Source organism: Rhizobium mongolense USDA 1844 (assembly GCF_000419765.1).
Taxonomy (GTDB): domain Bacteria; phylum Pseudomonadota; class Alphaproteobacteria; order Rhizobiales; family Rhizobiaceae; genus Rhizobium; species Rhizobium mongolense.
The window spans coordinates 1-16,128 of the sequence record NZ_ATTQ01000018.1; the positions used below are offsets into that span (position 1 = coordinate 1).

19 protein-coding genes and 1 pseudogene are annotated in these 16,128 nt (G+C 59.8%); 9 read left to right on the forward strand and 11 right to left on the reverse strand.

The features are described from left to right. Positions 1–485: ABC transporter ATP-binding protein (locus A3C3_RS39310; RefSeq protein WP_033419832.1), on the forward strand; the 485-nt coding region annotated here is incomplete at its 5' end. 423 nt (positions 486–908) lie between these two features. On the opposite strand, the gene A3C3_RS0127135 is transcribed toward A3C3_RS39310, so the two are convergent. After that, positions 909–1,127 (reverse strand): hypothetical protein, encoded by a 219-nt coding sequence (locus A3C3_RS0127135; protein ID WP_028740046.1) that lies wholly within the window; start codon positions 1,125–1,127, stop codon positions 909–911. Between the two features lie 128 nt (positions 1,128–1,255). Between A3C3_RS0127135 and A3C3_RS0127140 the strand changes: the two genes are divergently transcribed. Both A3C3_RS0127140 and A3C3_RS0127145 read left to right on the forward strand, forming a co-directional pair. Then, positions 1,256–1,879: a TetR/AcrR family transcriptional regulator gene (locus A3C3_RS0127140; RefSeq protein WP_028740047.1), complete on the forward strand. Its 624-nt coding sequence runs from the start codon at positions 1,256–1,258 to the stop codon at positions 1,877–1,879. A gap of 82 nt (positions 1,880–1,961) precedes the next feature. Continuing rightward, entirely contained in the window at positions 1,962–2,150 is a 189-nt protein-coding gene (locus A3C3_RS0127145) for a hypothetical protein (protein ID WP_028740048.1), read from the forward strand. Here A3C3_RS0127145 and A3C3_RS0127150 read toward each other — a convergent pair. Next, on the reverse strand, positions 2,147–2,584 hold the full coding sequence (locus tag A3C3_RS0127150) for a DUF1810 domain-containing protein (RefSeq protein ID WP_022717721.1): 438 nt from the start codon (positions 2,582–2,584) through the stop codon (positions 2,147–2,149). The genes A3C3_RS0127145 and A3C3_RS0127150 overlap by 4 nt on opposite strands. Before the next feature lie 72 nt (positions 2,585–2,656). Further along, complete coding sequence (locus A3C3_RS43995) at positions 2,657–2,971, reverse strand: hypothetical protein (protein ID WP_233450544.1); 315 nt, start codon at positions 2,969–2,971, stop codon at positions 2,657–2,659. A 228-nt stretch (positions 2,972–3,199) separates the two neighbouring features. Here A3C3_RS43995 and A3C3_RS0127155 point away from each other — a divergent pair, with 228 nt between their 5' ends. The 3 genes from A3C3_RS0127155 to A3C3_RS0127165 are packed head-to-tail and all read left to right on the forward strand — an operon-like array spanning position 3,200 to position 6,298. Beyond that, a complete protein-coding gene (locus A3C3_RS0127155; RefSeq protein WP_022717722.1) occupies positions 3,200–4,570 on the forward strand; it encodes an amidase in 1,371 nt (456 codons plus the stop codon). A 49-nt stretch (positions 4,571–4,619) separates the two neighbouring features. After that, positions 4,620–5,501 carry a sugar phosphate isomerase/epimerase family protein gene (locus A3C3_RS0127160; RefSeq protein WP_022717723.1) on the forward strand — a complete coding sequence of 294 codons (882 nt, stop codon included), beginning with the start codon at positions 4,620–4,622 and terminating at the stop codon, positions 5,499–5,501. Beyond that, on the forward strand, positions 5,498–6,298 hold the full coding sequence (locus A3C3_RS0127165; protein WP_022717724.1) for an HpcH/HpaI aldolase family protein: 801 nt from the start codon (positions 5,498–5,500) through the stop codon (positions 6,296–6,298). Before A3C3_RS0127160 ends, A3C3_RS0127165 begins: the two co-directional genes overlap by 4 nt. Here the strand turns inward: A3C3_RS0127165 and A3C3_RS0127170 are convergent. The 5 genes from A3C3_RS0127170 to A3C3_RS0127190 form a co-directional block, all read right to left on the reverse strand. Next, complete coding sequence (locus A3C3_RS0127170) at positions 6,295–6,975, reverse strand: spermidine synthase (protein WP_022717725.1); 681 nt, start codon at positions 6,973–6,975, stop codon at positions 6,295–6,297. The genes A3C3_RS0127165 and A3C3_RS0127170 overlap by 4 nt on opposite strands. Before the next feature lie 99 nt (positions 6,976–7,074). After that, on the reverse strand, positions 7,075–7,374 hold the full coding sequence (locus A3C3_RS39315; protein ID WP_084797042.1) for a hypothetical protein: 300 nt from the start codon (positions 7,372–7,374) through the stop codon (positions 7,075–7,077). Between the two features lie 112 nt (positions 7,375–7,486). Continuing rightward, positions 7,487–8,128, reverse strand: a complete 642-nt coding sequence (locus A3C3_RS0127180) for a ThuA domain-containing protein (RefSeq protein WP_022717727.1) — start codon at positions 8,126–8,128, stop codon at positions 7,487–7,489. Positions 8,129–8,146: 18 nt separating this feature from the next. Continuing rightward, complete coding sequence (locus tag A3C3_RS0127185; RefSeq protein WP_022717728.1) at positions 8,147–9,247, reverse strand: Gfo/Idh/MocA family protein; 1,101 nt, start codon at positions 9,245–9,247, stop codon at positions 8,147–8,149. A 34-nt stretch (positions 9,248–9,281) separates the two neighbouring features. Beyond that, on the reverse strand, positions 9,282–10,481 hold the full coding sequence (locus A3C3_RS0127190) for an ROK family transcriptional regulator (RefSeq protein WP_022717729.1): 1,200 nt from the start codon (positions 10,479–10,481) through the stop codon (positions 9,282–9,284). Between the two features lie 208 nt (positions 10,482–10,689). On the opposite strand from A3C3_RS0127190, the gene A3C3_RS0127195 reads away from it, so the two are divergent. The 3 genes from A3C3_RS0127195 (at position 10,690) to A3C3_RS0127205 (ending at position 13,854) form a co-directional block, all read left to right on the forward strand. After that, positions 10,690–11,997, forward strand: a complete 1,308-nt coding sequence (locus A3C3_RS0127195) for an ABC transporter substrate-binding protein (RefSeq protein ID WP_022717730.1) — start codon at positions 10,690–10,692, stop codon at positions 11,995–11,997. Between the two features lie 77 nt (positions 11,998–12,074). Beyond that, positions 12,075–13,013 (forward strand): carbohydrate ABC transporter permease, encoded by a 939-nt coding sequence (locus A3C3_RS0127200; protein ID WP_022717731.1) that lies wholly within the window; start codon positions 12,075–12,077, stop codon positions 13,011–13,013. After that, positions 13,006–13,854 carry a carbohydrate ABC transporter permease gene (locus tag A3C3_RS0127205; protein WP_022717732.1) on the forward strand — a complete coding sequence of 283 codons (849 nt, stop codon included), beginning with the start codon at positions 13,006–13,008 and terminating at the stop codon, positions 13,852–13,854. The genes A3C3_RS0127200 and A3C3_RS0127205 overlap by 8 nt, the downstream gene beginning before the upstream one ends. Positions 13,855–13,867: 13 nt before the next feature. Here the strand turns inward: A3C3_RS0127205 and thiD are convergent, their stop codons facing one another. The 3 genes and pseudogenes from thiD to thiM form a co-directional block, all read right to left on the reverse strand. Next, positions 13,868–14,668 carry a bifunctional hydroxymethylpyrimidine kinase/phosphomethylpyrimidine kinase gene (gene thiD, locus A3C3_RS0127210; protein ID WP_022717733.1) on the reverse strand — a complete coding sequence of 267 codons (801 nt, stop codon included), beginning with the start codon at positions 14,666–14,668 and terminating at the stop codon, positions 13,868–13,870. Continuing rightward, entirely contained in the window at positions 14,665–15,300 is a 636-nt protein-coding gene (thiE, locus tag A3C3_RS0127215; RefSeq protein WP_022717734.1) for a thiamine phosphate synthase, read from the reverse strand. Before thiE ends, thiD begins: the two co-directional genes overlap by 4 nt. Beyond that, positions 15,297–16,099: pseudogene (gene thiM, locus A3C3_RS41770) on the reverse strand (hydroxyethylthiazole kinase). Before thiM ends, thiE begins: the two are co-directional and overlap by 4 nt. Positions 16,100–16,128 lie beyond the last annotated feature (29 nt).

Sequence of the window (16,128 nt, forward strand, 5' to 3'; positions counted from 1 at the left end):
CCGATATGGCGTCGCGCTTTCCGCACGAGTTCTCCGGCGGTCAGCGTCAGCGCATCTGCATTGCCCGGGCGCTGGCGCTCGATCCGAAGGTGATCGTCGCCGATGAAAGCGTCTCGGCGCTCGACGTCTCGATCAAGGCGCAGGTCATCAATCTGATGCTGGACCTGCAGCAGAGCCTCAACCTCGCCTTCCTGTTCATCTCGCATGACATGGCCGTCGTCGAACGCGTCAGCCACCGTGTTGCGGTCATGTATCTCGGTGAGATCGTCGAGATCGGCCCGCGTGCTGCCATCTTCGGCAACCCGCAGCACCCTTATACGAAGACGCTGATGGCGGCCGTTCCCGTGCCCGATCCGGATCGCCGGCGCGAGAAGCGGATGGCGGCCAATGACGAGATCAAAAGTCCGATCCGGGCAGTGGACTACAAGATCGTGCCGCTTGAATACCACACGGTTTCGCCGGGGCATCTGGTGGCGATCAGCTAAATCAGCTCTGTCCGGATCCCCAAAAGCGCAAATGCTCACGCTCTATCGGCAGAACATCGAAAGTCTCGGCTATCAGGAAATTAAACGCCTGTATAATCCTCGAGCGGCGTACTTCTTCCAGTTGACGTGAGCGCGATCGCCGAGGCGACTTCAGTCAAAAAGACCAATCGCTAATCAGGAGCACCTGCTCGGCTGTGCGTCGCTCCAAAGCGACGCTTGCGCGATCGCTGGCTTCCTCATTCGTCAAGATAGCAACGATGACGGAAGTGTCGAAATAGAACATCAGTATCTGGATGGTCATATTACGGAAAAATGTGCCCGGACGCGATCACTTGCCGCGTCCACGGTGGCGCGAATACAGCGAAAGCCGCCGGTGGGGGAAGACGGCAGCTCTCGCACGGGGCAGGGAAGGTCCCCGGGAAGTCAGCAGAAGCAGGAAACTGTCGTCGGGTTCAAGCCGGCGCGATTGGCGATCGCGTTGATGAAGCCACCCACCTCGGAGGCATTCGGTTCGCGCTTGCGGGCTGCCGTTTCCAGGAGTTGCTTGAAATCGTCAAGCTTCACGCCATCGGCGCGCATCACCATGGCGATCAGCGGGTCGCGAAGGGCTTCGGATATCGTGAGGTCACTGGTCTTTCTCATGGTTCGTCCTCCTTTCGTGGGCGGTCGCCCGTGTTCCGCTGACGCCGCCAGCCCTCTCGGCATTGACTTGTACGATCGGCGGTGTTACCGGTAAGTAACAATGCATTTGTTACCGATCGGTCACATCTATGTCAAGGACTTCGTCCGTAAAAAAATCCGAAACTTCGCATGAAATCCCAAACGTGCTGACAAACGAGAAAATCCCGCCGAGGGAACGCATCGTCTCGACGGCTTCCGAGCTTTTCCGCGAACATGGCATCCGCGGCATTGGCGTCGATGCGATTGCAGATGCGGCGCTCACCAACAAGATGACGCTCTACCGGCATTTCGGCTCGAAGGACGAGCTCGTCTGCGAGACGCTGCGTCGCGCCTCCGAAAAGGCCGAAGCGATCTGGCGTGATCTCGAGGCGACGCATCCGGGCAATCCCCGGGCGCAGCTCGACGCGTGGGTTCAGGGGCGGGCTGAGTGTCTGAACGGAGAGCCGGCCGGCTGCGATCTTGCCAATGCGGCGATCGAACTAAAGGGTGAGGGACACCCTGCCCATGAGGTGATCGAGCGTCATAAGGCCGAGCAGCGCCAACGCCTTGAAGAGCTCTGTTCCGCCGCCGGGGCTCGGGAGCCTCAACTTCTTGCTGACACGCTGACACTTCTTTTGGAAGGCGCCCGCGTCACCCGGCAGGCGATGGGCAGCGACGGTTGCTGCAGCCACTTCTCAAAAGCCTGCAGTGCGGCAATTGCATCGCTCTGCTAAGCGTTGGGCTGTATCGGAACCTTCCATCTTCGAGATCGTTTTCCAACGTGATGAGGAAGGCAATATCGGAAGTGGTAGAGATATGAACTACACCTATCTCCATCGCCTGTATGCCAAGCGCGCCGAACTGGAATCCAAACTCGAGCTTCACGATGCGCGCAATTGTTTTGGCGAGGAAGAACTTGAGGATGGCACGCAGTCCGATCTGCGCGAGCGCCTCAATGAGATCTCCGACGAGATTGCAGCGCTGGAACAATCCCCCGGCCGTTAAGTCGCGGCATTGAGGATTTCTATCGTCCGCTCATCGAATTTTCCGCCGTAGAACCGATCGATTGCTTCATGAAACAGCGAACCTTGATCACTGACGGCTGCAAAAAGCGTCAGTGAAGAGCGAAGTTTGAGATCATCCGGGGACCCGAGAATCTCGTGCGCCGTGCATCCTTTGACCGAGAGGATCGCTTGGACGCAGCGAAGAAGTCGGCCGCCCAGAACGGGGTTGCCCAAATAGGCGGCAGCTTCCTCTGCTGAGCGGATCGCATATTTCTCGGCCATCGCCGACGAGCCTAGCCCGGCAATCTGCGGGAAGATGAACCACATCCAGTGCGAGCGTTTCCGCCCCGCGCTAATTTCTTGCAGGGCCTGGTCATACATCCCGTTCTGGGCATCGATAAAGCGCCCGAGATTGTAATCGACGTGACCGGCCATGGTTTTTTCTCCTTCTGGTGCGACACATCGAAGGCAGCAGACTTTCATGCAGTGGGCCGTAGCGATCCGAAGTCAACACCTCTTCTCTGCGTAAGGGCTATATTCCCGGCAAGAATCCAGGCTGCTATGAGAGGATGCGAGCGGCGCAGGCGCAGCAATAGCACCGGTCGCCTCAGGCGATACCGAAGAATTAAGATGCCCAGTCAGTCCGGCAACACCGAGAAGGACCAAGGCGCCGACCACAAGCAGCCGTTCACCTAAAGAGAGCTTCTGCGCGTTGAGGTGTTCCACATAATCGCGCTCACCTTCGCTGGCGGCTTGTGCGTTTGTTGGGTGATGTGCCACCATATCGTTGTGGTGCGGGTTCAAAATATCGTGGTGCGTCATTTTTATTGCTCCTGCGGCACAGCGGGACCGGGTGGATCAAAATATGATGCCCGGTGGGGGCCCCGCGTGTCGGACGCATGTGGTCTTGCATGGGGCAGAGTTGAAGAGCCGATCTGCAAACTCAGTGTTCAGAAAATCAGACCAATCGCGGATACCACGGTAAACAGGCTGGTCCGCAGCGACGATCCGCGATAGGTCAAGGGGAACGATGCCTTTACGGATTCTCCCATGACCAAGCCATTCGGCGCGATGACTGTCGCGCAACTGTCGGTCCTCATTCAGAGCGGCGCTGCTGATCCGGTCGAGGTCGTGCGATCGATCTTCGACAGCATCGAAGGCCATCCCGACAAGGCGGTCTTCACGGTGCTTCTAAAGGAACGGGCCATTGACGAGGCCAAAGCTTCCTCACTGCGCATCCGTAAGGGCCGCTCGCTCGGCGCGCTCGATGGTATCCCGATCGCATGGAAGGATCTCTTCGACATCGAGGGCCTTGCAACGACAGCCGGGTCGAAAGTGTTGGCGAGCACTGCGCCGGCGGAAAGCGATGCGGCGATCGTTATGGCGCTTAAGCGGGCCGGAATGATTGCGGTCGGGCGAACGAATATGAGCGAATTCGCCTTTTCAGGTCTCGGCATCAATCCGCATTACGGCACGCCGCATAACGTCCACGGCATCGATGTGCCGCGTATCCCGGGTGGTTCTTCTTCAGGGGCAGCTGTGGCTGTCGGCGCCGGCCTCGTACCGGTCGCGATGGGAACCGACACGGGCGGGTCAGTCCGTATCCCGGCCGCACTCAACGGCCTCGTGGGCTATAAGGGAACGCGCGGCCGATATTCCATGGATGGCGTCTTTCCCCTTGCAAACAGCCTGGATTCGCTTGGTCCACTGTGCCGAACAGTCAAGGATGCCGTGTGGATCGATGCTGCGATGCGCGGCCTGACCTCATCCGAGGTGCGTGCCCGTCCGCTGAAGGGCATTGAGATTGCCATTCCCACAAATGTGGTCTTCGACGGCGTCGAGCCGGACGTTGCGGCTGCCTTTGACGCAGCGGTGGAACGGCTGGAGAGGACCGGGGCCATCATCAGCCGCATGACGATGTCCGCTTTCGACCAAATCTTGACCTCGATGACCCGTTACGGAGCGCTGGTTACCGCCGAAGCTTTCGCGCTGCATCGCGAGCGCCTGGCCGGACCGGAGGCTGCGGGCATGGATCGTCGCGTTGTCATGCGCACGCGTCTCGGCGAAAAGACAGGAATGGCGGACTATATTGCAATCCTCGAGGTTCGTGAGCGGCTCATCGCCGAATGCAAGCGGCTGATCGGCAACCGGCTGATTGCATTCCCCTCCGTCGCCCATGTGGCGCCGCCGATCGCGCCTCTGGAGATGGATGACGACCTTTTCTTTGCGACGAATGCCAAGACACTGCGAAACACGGCGCTCGGCAATTTTCTCGATTGGTGCGGGGTGTCGATCCCGTGTGGCGCCGGCGATGCCGGGATGCCGGTCGGCTTCCTGTTGTCTGCGCCGGCCAATGGCGACGAAGTGCTGCTTGGTGCCGCACTTTCTGCGGAAGCCGTCATTCGCGGCGATTTCGTTTGAAGGGTCAAGCCTTTAATGCCTAGGATGGGAACAAACGAGGAAGGCGATGATGGCGCAGACTTTGCCGAACGGTCGTTTTGCAGTTTCCACATGGTCGTTGCATCGCCTCCTTGGACCGGTTTATCCCTATAGTCCTGATCAGGAAAGAAGTGCGGGGCCAAAGGAACCTTACGGCCCGGGTGTGGCCTCTCTGATCGAGTTGCCGCAGCACCTTGCCGAGCGTGGCATTCACCGGCTTGAGGTCTGCTCCTTTCACCTGCCGAGCCTTGAGGCAGGTTATCTCGCCGACCTCGGCGGTGCGATGAAGGCATCGGGCGTGCTCTTTCAGACCCTCCTGCTTGAGGATGGCGATCCTAGTCACGCCGATCATGCCAAACGCGACGCAGCGTGGATGGCCGGCTGGATCGAAAGGGCGGTCGTGGTGGGAGCGCAGAACTTACGGGTAATTGCGGGCAAGCAGCCGCCAACCGAGGAAAATCTGAGCCGGGCTTTGAAGCATCTGAGGCAACTGGCGAAGGAAGCCGATGGCAGTGGGGTGCGCATCGTCGTCGAAAACTGGTTCGACCTTCTGCCTTCGCCTCGGCAGATGAACTGGCTGCTGGACGGGCTTGAGGGCAAGGTCGGCCTCAATGGCGATCTTGGCAACTGGACTGCGCCCGAAAAATACGCAGACCTTGCCGATATCATGCGCCGCGCGGAGCTTTGTCATGCGAAGGCGGATTACAATGCCTCCGGTCTGGATGCTGCTGACTACCTCATGTGCCTGGAGGCTTGCGGCGCTGCGGGTTACGTCGGACCGTTCACGCTGATTTACGATTCACCGTTTTTCGAAGACGAGTGGGATGGAATCTTGTTGCAGAAAACATTCATCGAGGAATTTCAAGATCAGCAAACACGCGCTCGCCTGAGCGGTGAATGGAGAACGACATGACGGAGACACCGGCAATCGACAGTTTCGCGGACAGGATCAAGACAGACGGGCATGCCGGACTGGTTTCCGCCTGGATCGGTATACCCGAACCGATGGTCGTCCATCATCTGGCGCAGGAAGATTTCGATTCCGTCGTGCTCGATATGCAGCACGGCATGTGGGACATGGCTTCAGCATCGAATGCCGTTACCCAATGCCGTTCTGCGGGAAAACCGGCAATCGCGCGCATCCCGGTTGGCGATTTCGCTTCGGCCTCACGGCTGCTCGATGCTGGTTGCACCGGCGTCATCGCGCCAATGGTCAATTCGGTCGCCGATGCGGAGGCGCTTGTGCGGTTTGCGAAGTATCCGCCGCTTGGCGAGCGAAGCTGGGGACCGACACTGGCGCTCAACCACATGAAGCTCTCGGCAGATGAATACCTGCGCACCGCCAACCGGCTGACGCTGACGATTGCGATGGTGGAGACGCGGGCAGCACTTGATGCCATCGATGGCATCCTTGGTGTCGAAGGCATCGACGGCGTCTTCGTCGGTCCCTCCGATTTGTCGATTGCCCTTTCAAACGGTGCAAGGCTCGCGCCGGACACCGACGAGATCGACAGGGAACTGGCGTACATTGTCGCGCGGTGCCGAGCACACAAGAAATTCACCTGCGCCTTCGGCAGCAATGGCAAGCGCGCTGGCGAGCTGTTGGCGCTCGGTTGCGATCTTGTTGTTGCGAGCGCCGATACGACGCAACTGCGCGCTGGCGCCGCCAGTGCGATCAACGGTGCCCGGACGTTTGCTGCCGGCCACTAGGCGGACGATTTGACAGCGAGCCAGATGACGTGGCGCGCCCCGCCGCGCTTGCCGTTGGCGCGTGTATTGACAACGTCCACCGAAAAGCCGCTGTCGCGCAGCTTGCGGCTGAAGCTCGGATTGGGGCCGGAAGACCAGACGGCAAGAACGCCGCCAGAGCGCAGCGCTTCGCGGGACGCTCGCAGGCCGTTGAAATCATAAAGCCGATCATTGGATTTGCGGGTCAGGCCGTCCGGCCCGTTGTCGACATCGAGCAGGATTGCGTCGAAGCCCGCTTTGACTGAGCCGATCGCCTCACTGACGTCGCCTTGATGGATTAAGACGCGCGGATCCTCCAGGCATCCCTTAAAAACCTCCGCCATTGGCCCGTGCGCCCAGGCGACCACGGCCGGAACCAGTTCAGCGACAACCACTTCGGCCTCCGCGGGTAGGACCGCGAGCGCTGCGCGCAAGGTGAAGCCCATGCCGAGGCCGCCGATGAGGACCTTCGGGCGGCTGTGGCCCTTGATGCGATCCCAGGAAAGCGTTGCAAGCGCTTCTTCGGATCCGCTGAGACGGCTGTTCATCAGTTCGTTCGAGCCGAGCATGATGGAGAATTCGCTGCCACGCTGCTTCAGGCGCAATTCTCCGCCGTCCCCGGGGATGATCGTGGAGTCGAGCTGTATCCAAGGTAGCATTGCGGCAAGGCCTCACGGAAATTCGTGGTCTCCCCTAACACGAAATGCATGCCGGCGAGATAGAAATTGGCGTGGCGGCTCGCTGCGCCCGCTGTTGTTCTATTGCGGGCACGCCTGACCGTAGCGGCTTGTCTTGGCCGCAACGCCGCGTTTCGGCGGTGGGCAGCGCCTGACATCGGTCGGGCCGGTGTTGCGCGGTATGACGACATCGACACTGCCGGTTTCTACCGGATCAAGCGGAATGACGAGACCATTCGTCGTTGGGCTTTCCGGCGAGGTGCCGAGAGGAGGAGTGCCGTCAAAGCGCCCGGTATAATCCGTGCCCATATTGGATTGCGCCAACACGGGACCGGCTATGCCGAGAAAGACAATCGAAGTCACCGCGAAAATCGTGCGCATGATCAAAATCCTTTCGAGCTGATCAACGCGGCCACAACGGCAAAGGCGGCCATTTGTTCCGGACCGTTCCGATCACATCGCAGAGAGCGCTTCGCCTTATAGGCCAGCGGGTTTAACGCGCTGCCCAGTTGGCGCCGCGCCGGAAGATAGACTTCATCTGCGGCACGCCGAATTCTTTGGCCTGATGGCCGAGCGAGGAATAGAAGACGCGGCCTTTTCCGTATTTCCGCTTCCAGACGACCGGCATTACCACGCCGTCAATCCAGTAGGCATGATCACCTGTGAACATCGTCGTTGCCAGCACCTCGTTCGAGGGGTCGACATGCATGTAGTATTGCTCCGACGTATAGGGAAAATCGCTGATCCCTTCCATGACCGGGTCGTCACGCCGCGTGATATTCACCGTGTAGTCGATGATGTTGCCCGGATGCGCGACCCATTGCCCGCCCATGATGAACTGATATTCGACGCACTCGCGAAAGCTGTCGCCCGCGCCGCCGTGATAGCCGGCGATGCCGACGCCGTTTTCGATCGCAGCAGCGAGGTTCTTGATCTCTTCCTTTTCGATCTTCGACATGGTGATGATCGGAACCACGAGGCTCAGATCATGCACCGACGGATCGGCGAAGGCTTCGGTGCTGTGCTCGACATAGACCTTGAAGCCGTCCTCCTGAAGCATGTCCTTGATGATGGCCGCGCATTCCTGTGGTTCGTGGCCGCTCCAGCCGCCCCAGACGATCAGTGCTTCGCGCATGTTCTTTCCTCCTGAATATTACTTGCCCAACCGTCCATTGATAAGGGAATCCGACAGCGGCGCCGGGCGCTCCGTTTCTGTGGCAATCGTGACCGTGCGGCCGGTTTCGGAGGCCGCGTGAAACGCCTCCATGACTTCGAGAACGTGCAGCGCGAGGCTGCCGTTTGCCCGATGCGGGCGATCGGAACGGATGGCGTGTGCAAGATCGGCAACGCCGAGCGAGCGGTAGTTGCCGTCTGCGTAAGGCCCTGTCAGTTCCTGCGGTTCGAAGCTTCCGCCCTTTTTCAGAAGCTGGACCTCGCCGCCGAAATGGTTCGGGTCGGGAGCGATCAGCGTGCCTTCCGTGCCATAGAGTTCAAGCGGCACATGCTTGTGCCCGGCGACGTCGAAACTCATGCCAATCTGAACGACCGCCCCGTTGGCAAAGGCCATCATGCCGACGACATGGGTTGGCACGTGCACTGGAATGTGCTCGCCGCTGTGCGGCTTGCTGGTGATGATACGCTCCTTGCGTGGCGCAATCGCAAAGCCCGCGACCTGCGCCACCGGTCCGAAGAGATTGACGAGATCGGTGATGTAATAAGGTCCCATGTCGAGCATCGGCCCGCCGCCGACCTCGTAGTAGAAGGCCGGGTTCGGATGCCATCGTTCGTGGCCGGGACACATGAAGGTGGCCGTGCCGCCGACCGGCTGGCCGATCACGCCCTTGTCGATCAGGGCACGCGCCGTCTGATGCCCGCCGCCGAGAAAGGTATCGGGTGCCGCGCCGATGCGGAGGTTTTTCGCCTTCGCGGCTTCAGCGAGCTTTTTCCCTTCCGCGAAATTAATTCCGAGGGGCTTTTCCGAATAGGTGTGTTTTCCTGCTTTAAGTGCCTGCAGGCCGACCGCCACATGCGCTTTCGGTATCGTTAGGTTGACGATGACTTCGATTTTTGGATCGGCAAAGAGCTCGTCGACGTTTTTTGCCGGGAGGTTGAATTCGGCGGCTTTTGCCTCTGCCAGGGACCGGTTGAGATCGGCGACGCCGCGGATATCGAGGATCGGGAACGAGGCCATGGCCTTGAGGTATGCGCCCGAAATATTGCCGCATCCGATGATGCCGATGCCGACTGTCTCCATGATTTCCTCCCAATCGATTTTACAGTTACAGCGTTTAGAGTGCCGGCCCCGTCGTGTTCCAAGGCGACTCGTAGAGTTCGTAAAGCGCAACGGCTGCCGCACCTTGCGCCCAGAAATCGTCTGTGGAGTCGTCGAAGATGAGTTCGGTGACGCCTTTTAAGGATGGCGGGATCGCAAGTGCATAGGCATCGCGCAGGCTGTTCAGAAATGGCTCGCCGAGCGCCAGGCTGGAGCCGACGAGGATCACGCGCGGCGGGGCAAAGAGCGTGACGATATTGGCAATCGTCAGCCCGACGGCCTCGCCGGCGCGGACGGCGGCGCCGATGAGGACATTGTCCTCCGCCTTGATCAGCGCCTGGGCGTGGGCCATGCCGCGGCCGAGACGGATTGCTTCCGCAAAACGCCCGTCGGCCTGGTGTTCGCCAAGGATCGCACTTTCGCCAGCCTGGCTCGACAGCCGCACGGTGCCCTGCGACCCCGTGCCGAGCACGAGATCGCCGAGATTGTGGCTGAGGCCGCCCGCACCGCGGAAGAGTTGATTGCCATGCAGCACGCCAAGCCCGAGCGTCTGTTCCAGGGAGATCAACACCATATCCTCGAGATCTCGCGCCTTGCCGAACCAGTGATGGGCAAGCGTGATTGCATGCGCATCGCTCTCGATGATGGTCGACGTCCCAAGCCGCGCAGTCATTTCCGAGGCGAAATCGACATTCGTATCCCGAAAGACGGGGCTGCTGCGAACATGGCCGGTGCGATGCTCGATAACGCCCGGTAGGCCAAGGCAAACGGAATCGACGTCTTCCAGCGACAAGCCGGCATCCACGACGCAGCGGCGTACGCCATCCTCCACCAGGTCGGCGATGACTGTGATCGGCTGCCGGTCGATGCGGATCGGCAGGGTGAGTTTCGAAAGCACGTCTCCGCGGAAATCGGTGAGGACGAAAACGAGCCGGCTTGCCGCAATCTTTGCACCGACGACGCGCGCGGCATCCGGGTTCAATTCCAGCATCACACGGGGTCGGCCGCGGGCCGCCTCGTTGCGGATGTCGCCTTCGTGACGCGGCAGAATGAGCCCGTCATCGAGAAGCGAGGCGGTAATTGCCGATACCGTCGTGGTCGAAAGTTCGGTGCGTTCGCTGATCTCCACGCGTGCGATCGGTCCGTGGCGGCGGATCGTGTCCAGCACGTTCAAGCGATTGATCGCGCGCATTAACTCAGGATCTGCGGTCTTCATGAAAACTGGCCGGGCAATCGCTTTGCTTCAGGGCTCAGCCCCGATTATTTTCGACGGAATACAAATTAAATAACAGGCAGTTTGCGGATCCTGTCAAGCAGATTTGGCAAAAATTCCCTCCATCGGGTTGACATCGGTCAGGGCTGCGTTGAATTATTCCGCATAGGGGAAAAATTAGTGAGGACATTGGCCCCCTGGGAGGAAATCCATGACGTATATTCGCACGAATGCCGCTCTTCGCGGCAAGCGCATCGCATTTCTGGCCGCTGTCGCAGGCATTTCCGTGATGCTCGGAGCCGGTGCAGCCTCGGCAGCAACGGTCGTAAAGTGGCTGCATCTGGAGCTCGATCCGACCTATGTGGCCAAGTGGGAGGAGATTGCCAAGGCTTATGAAGAAAAGCACCCGGATGTCGACATACAGATGCAGTTTCTCGAAAACGAGGCCTTCAAGGCAAAACTGCCAACGCTTCTCCAGTCCGACGATATACCGGATTTCTTTTTCAGCTGGGGCGGGGGCGTCCTCAAGCAACAATCTGAGACCGGCGCGCTTCAGGATGTGACAGCCGCGCTCGATGCGGATGGCGGCAAGCTGCGCAACGCCTATAGTGCCGCCTCTGTCAGTGGTCTGACCTTTGACGGCAAGGTCTGGGCAATGCCATACAAGGTCGGTCTCGTCAGCTTCTTCTACAATAAGGAGCTCTTTGCAAAGGCAGGCGTGAAGGCCGAGGACATCAAGACCTGGGCAAACTTTCTCGACGCCGTGAAAAAGCTCAAGGACGCCGGCATCGTGCCGATCGCAGGTGGTGGCGGCGAAAAATGGCCGATCCACTTCTATTGGAGCTATCTCGTCATGCGCGAGGGCGGAGAAAAGGTCTTCGACGCTGCCAAGAAGGGCGAGGGCGAAGGCTTCCTCGATCCGGCGATCGTCAAGGCCGGCGAGGATCTTGCCGAACTCGGGAAGCTTGAACCCTTCCAGCCTGGCTATCTGGGTTCGACCTGGCCGCAAACGCTCGGCGTCTTCGGCGATGGTAAGGCCGCTATGATCCTCGGTTTTGAGAATACCGAAGCCAATCAGCGTAAGAATGCCGGTGACGGCAAGGGACTTTCGCCGGAAAACATCGGTCGCTTTAATTTCCCGGCCGTAGAAGGCGGCGCCGGCAAGGTTACCGATACGCTGGGTGGTCTGAACGGCTGGGCGGTCACCAAGAAGGCTTCCAAGGAAGCAATCGATTTTCTCGCCTTCCTGACGAATGCAGAAAACGAAAGATCCATGGCCAAGGCCGCGATGCTTCTGCCGGTGGCCGTCGGCGCCGATGATGGTGTGACCAATTCGCTTCTGGCTCAATCCGCCAAGGAACTCGCCGCCTCGACCTGGCACCAGAACTATTTCGATCAGGATCTCGGCGCTGCCGTTGGCCGTGTCGTCAATGACGTCTCGGTTGAAATCGTCTCCGGCCAGATGAATTCGCAGGACGGCGCCCAGCAGATCCAGGACGCCTTCGAACTGGAGCAATAACCCGCTCCGCTTCCTTTGTCCCGGCGCCTTCTCAACAGGTGCCGGGATCGGACCCGGCGAATGCGAAGGCAAGACAGATGGCGAATATTTCCATTTCACCGGCGATCGGTGCGGCAAGACCGGCCAGGAGCGCGACGAGAAACCGCAGTTCGGCTGCGCATGACCGTTGGGCCGTACTTCTGCTCTTTCTGCCGCCGGCTCTGCTGCTCTTTACGCTTTTCGTCATCATGCCGATGGGCGAGGCGGCCTGGTACAGCCTCTACAAGTGGAACGGCTACGGCATGCCGACGGAGTTCATCGCGCTCCGCAACTTCCAGGTCCTCTTGCGCAACACCGCCTTCACACAGGCGCTTGTCAATAATGGCCTCATTATCTTGATATCCATCGCCATCCAGGTTCCGCTGGCGATCTGGCTGTCGACGATGCTGGCCCACCGTATCCCTGGCGTCGTCGCCTTCCGCTTGATCTTCTTTCTGCCCTACGTTCTTGCCGATGTGGCAGCTGGCCTGATCTGGCGCTTCGTCTATGACGGCGACTACGGGCTCTTTGCCGCAATCTCGAACTTCTTCGGGCTCGCAACGCCCTATGTGCTCGCCGACAAGGATCTCGCCATCTACGCCGTGCTTGCCGTTGTCGTGTGGAAGTATTTCGGCTTTCACATGATGCTCTTCATCGCCGGCTTGCAATCGGTCGACAAAAATGTGCTCGAAGCAGCTGAGATCGACGGGGCGACAGGCTGGCAGAAGTTCCGCTATGTGACGCTGCCGCTGCTTGGATCCACGCTGCGCCTTTCCATCTTCTTTGCGGTCATCGGTTCGCTGCAGCTCTTCGACATGATCATGCCGCTGACAGGCGGCGGGCCATCGAATTCGACGCAGACGATGGTGACCTTCCTTTACACCTACGGCGTCATGCGCATGCAGGTTGGTCTCGGCAGCGCCGTCGGCGTCGTCCTCTTCATCATCTGCATGACACTCGCCTTCGGCTACAAAAGGATTTTCATGCGCAATGATTGATACGAGCTCCACCGTTCGCATGCCGCTGCAGACGCGGTTTTATCTCTACGTGTCGCTGACGCTGATTGCGGCGCTGGTTCTCATCCCCTTGCTGACGACGGCGCTCGGCGGTTTCAAGACGCTGGGCGACCTGCGCACCAATCCCTTTGGGCTCCCTGCAGAGTGGCAATGGTCGAATTATACCGATATCCTCTTCGGGGAGCGATACTGGCTGCAGATCTTCAATTCGCTGGTCATTGCAGCGCTCACGGTCTCTCTCACGCTGATCGTCTCGTCGATGGCCGCCTTCACCTTTGCGCATGTCCGCTTCTTCGGCTCGTCGTTCCTGCTGAACTATTTCCTGCTCGGCCTGATGTTTCCGGCGGCAACGGCGATCCTGCCGCTCTTCATCCGCATCCGCGACCTGGGTCTTCTCGATACCTATTGGGGCGTGGTGCTGCCGCAGGTCGCATTCGGCCTCGGCATGAGCATCCTGCTTTTCAGGAATTACTTCCGAAACCTCCCGGAAGAATTGTTCCAGGCGGCCTTCGTCGATGGTTGCGGCTATCTGCGCTTCTTCTGGTACATCTCGCTACCGCTTGCGCGGCCGATCGTTGCAACCGTCAGCATCATCTCCTTCGTTGGCAGCTGGAACAGTTATATCCTACCGCTGATCATGCTGAATTCGGAATCGAAATATCCGTGGCCGCTCGGCATCATGGTCTATCGTGGCGAGTATGGCACCGAATGGCAGCTGGTGCTCGCCTTCATCACGCTTACCATCCTGCCGACGGTGATCGTGTTCTTCGTCGCCCAAAAGCATATCATCGCCGGTCTCACCGCTGGCGCCGTGAAGACCTAAGCAGCTCAGTGCCTCATGGCCAGAGCTGATGAAAATGCTGAACCGGACCGTGGCCCGAACCGACGCTGAGCGCGCCGGCTTTGGCAACGGCGGCAGCCAGGTAATCTTTGGCTGCAGCGACCGCGGCTTCGAGCGATCCGCCCTTTGCGAGCTCTGCTGCAAGCGCGCTTGAAAGCGTGCAGCCGGTGCCGTGCGTGTTCTTCGTCGGAACGCGTGGCGCTTCAAACCAAGTAAACCCGCTTTCGCTTACCAGGACGTCAGGGCTTTCCATCCCGCCAAGATGGCCGCCCTTTACGAGAACGGCAGAGGGACCAAGTGAACGCAGCTTTTCCGCTTGCCACTCCATAGCATCTCGGGTCCCCGCGACCGGCTCTCCGAGCAGGGCGGCGGCTTCTGGAAGATTGGGGGTAAGAAGCGTTGCGAGCGGCAAAAGCCGGGTTTTGAGAAAGTCGATCGCTTCAACATCAAGGAGGGCCGCACCTCCTTTGGCAATCATCACCGGATCGAGCACGATCGGTATGCCGCGGTGCGGCAAAAGCGCATTGGCGACCGCTTCGGCAATTGGTGCATTGGCGATCATGCCGATCTTCACCGCATCGACACGGATATCGGCGAAGACCATGCCGATCTGCTCGGCGACGAAGTCAGCTGGAACTGCATGCACGCTGGAAACGCCCTGGGTATTCTGAGCCGTCAAGGCCGTCAAAACGGCCATGCCATAGGTGCCGCGCGCCGAACAGGTTTTCAAATCGGCCTGGACGCCCGCGCCGCCCGAAGGGTCGGAGCCGGCAATGGAAAGAACGTTGTAGATCATGCGCGTGCCTTTCGGATTGCGTCAGTAATGCTCGCGGCAGCCTGCCGCGGATCCGGCGTGCCACAGATAGCAGATACGACCGCGAGCCCCTTTGCCCCTGCCGCAAGCACATCTTCCGCATGGGTCGCCGTGAGGCCACCGATCGCGACCGCTGGTACGCGGCAGGCCCCCGCGAGCCTTGCCACGCCATCGATGCCGATCGGAGGCTTGTGATCCGGTTTTGTCGATGTGGCAAAGACAGGACCGATACCGGCATAGTCGACGATTGCCGGGTCGATGGCCGCTGCCAGGTCCTCGGTTTCCACCGAAAGTCCGAGGATCATCGATGATCCGATCTGCTTACGCGCGTCGCGGGCGGCCATGTCATTTTGGCCGACATGCAACCCATCCGCGTCGATCGCAATTGCAGCCTCGGCGTCATCATTGACGATCAGGAGGGCACCGGTTTCGGCAAGCGCGGCTTTCAACGCCCGGCCGGTCTTGATCAGGCTTGCCGTGCCTGCCTGCTTATCGCGCAGCTGTATGATCGTTGCTCCGCCGGAAGCCGCGGCGAGCGCCGTGTTGACCATGCCGGTGCCGGCGCACAGGCCCGGGTCGAGGACAAGATAAAGGGAAAGATCGAAACGCTTCATATCGATGCTATTCTCGCTGCTGCATCGAGCGTGGTTCCATCGAGCTGCGCAAGCGCGTCAAGAAAGCGCCATGAAAAGGAACCGGGGCCGTGTGCCAGCTGAGCCGCCTTTTCACCTGCCACCGCAAAACTTGCGAGCGCCGCAACAGTGGCATTGAAAGGATCGTCGGGGGCTGTCGCGGCAAAGGCACCGACAAGGCAGGTCAATGCGCAGCCGAGCGCCGTCACCTTGGGCATCAGCGGCGATCCTCCCGCAATGCGCACGGCCTTTGCGCCATCGGTGACGAAATCGACTGCACCGGTGACTGCGACGACAGCGCCGTATTGGATGGCAAGGCTATGCGCCATCTCTTCCGCTTCCTCGACTAGGTCACGGCTGTCGACGCCTTGGCCACGGCTTTCGAGCCCTCCTAACGCCAGAATTTCGGATGCGTTGCCGCGAATGATCGTCGGGTTAAGATCGATGAGACGCGCCACGGTCTCGCGGCGGAAAGCGGTCGCATAATGGGCAACCGGATCGAGAACCCACGGCTTGCGGTTTTTCGCAGCCGACCTTGCCGCATTCTGCATGCCGTTCACCCAGTTCGAAGAGGCGTGCCGAAATTGATCGTCAGCGCGCCGGCAATCGCGACAAACTCGCCAGCCTCTTCTTCGGCATGCACCATGGCGGGTGAAGCGCCTGCGGCAAGCAGGACATTGGCCGCGATACTCATCGCGACGTAGTTGGTGATGCAATGCACGAGCGGCGGCGTCGCGCGCATGGCCGCGAAGAGTTGTCCGGGTGAATTTCGTATCGGCATTTGCCCCTTTCCAGCGGGGCAAAGGCGCG

What these genes read in the sequence shown, in the direction of transcription:
- A3C3_RS0127135 (WP_028740046.1), bottom strand. Translation starts at nt 1,127, where the DNA reads ATGAGAAAGACCAGTGACCTCACGATATCCGAAGCCCTTCGCGACCCG.
- A3C3_RS0127140 (WP_028740047.1), top strand. Translation starts at nt 1,256, where the DNA reads ATGTCAAGGACTTCGTCCGTAAAAAAATCCGAAACTTCGCATGAAATC.
- A3C3_RS0127145 (WP_028740048.1), top strand. Translation starts at nt 1,962, where the DNA reads ATGAACTACACCTATCTCCATCGCCTGTATGCCAAGCGCGCCGAACTG.
- A3C3_RS0127150 (WP_022717721.1), bottom strand. Translation starts at nt 2,584, where the DNA reads ATGGCCGGTCACGTCGATTACAATCTCGGGCGCTTTATCGATGCCCAG.
- A3C3_RS43995 (WP_233450544.1), bottom strand. Translation starts at nt 2,971, where the DNA reads ATGACGCACCACGATATTTTGAACCCGCACCACAACGATATGGTGGCA.
- A3C3_RS0127155 (WP_022717722.1), top strand. Translation starts at nt 3,200, where the DNA reads ATGACCAAGCCATTCGGCGCGATGACTGTCGCGCAACTGTCGGTCCTC.
- A3C3_RS0127160 (WP_022717723.1), top strand. Translation starts at nt 4,620, where the DNA reads ATGGCGCAGACTTTGCCGAACGGTCGTTTTGCAGTTTCCACATGGTCG.
- A3C3_RS0127165 (WP_022717724.1), top strand. Translation starts at nt 5,498, where the DNA reads ATGACGGAGACACCGGCAATCGACAGTTTCGCGGACAGGATCAAGACA.
- A3C3_RS0127170 (WP_022717725.1), bottom strand. Translation starts at nt 6,975, where the DNA reads ATGCTACCTTGGATACAGCTCGACTCCACGATCATCCCCGGGGACGGC.
- A3C3_RS39315 (WP_084797042.1), bottom strand. Translation starts at nt 7,374, where the DNA reads ATGCGCACGATTTTCGCGGTGACTTCGATTGTCTTTCTCGGCATAGCC.
- A3C3_RS0127180 (WP_022717727.1), bottom strand. Translation starts at nt 8,128, where the DNA reads ATGCGCGAAGCACTGATCGTCTGGGGCGGCTGGAGCGGCCACGAACCA.
- A3C3_RS0127185 (WP_022717728.1), bottom strand. Translation starts at nt 9,247, where the DNA reads ATGGAGACAGTCGGCATCGGCATCATCGGATGCGGCAATATTTCGGGC.
- A3C3_RS0127190 (WP_022717729.1), bottom strand. Translation starts at nt 10,481, where the DNA reads ATGAAGACCGCAGATCCTGAGTTAATGCGCGCGATCAATCGCTTGAAC.
- A3C3_RS0127195 (WP_022717730.1), top strand. Translation starts at nt 10,690, where the DNA reads ATGACGTATATTCGCACGAATGCCGCTCTTCGCGGCAAGCGCATCGCA.
- A3C3_RS0127200 (WP_022717731.1), top strand. Translation starts at nt 12,075, where the DNA reads ATGGCGAATATTTCCATTTCACCGGCGATCGGTGCGGCAAGACCGGCC.
- A3C3_RS0127205 (WP_022717732.1), top strand. Translation starts at nt 13,006, where the DNA reads ATGATTGATACGAGCTCCACCGTTCGCATGCCGCTGCAGACGCGGTTT.
- thiD (WP_022717733.1), bottom strand. Translation starts at nt 14,668, where the DNA reads ATGATCTACAACGTTCTTTCCATTGCCGGCTCCGACCCTTCGGGCGGC.
- thiE (WP_022717734.1), bottom strand. Translation starts at nt 15,300, where the DNA reads ATGAAGCGTTTCGATCTTTCCCTTTATCTTGTCCTCGACCCGGGCCTG.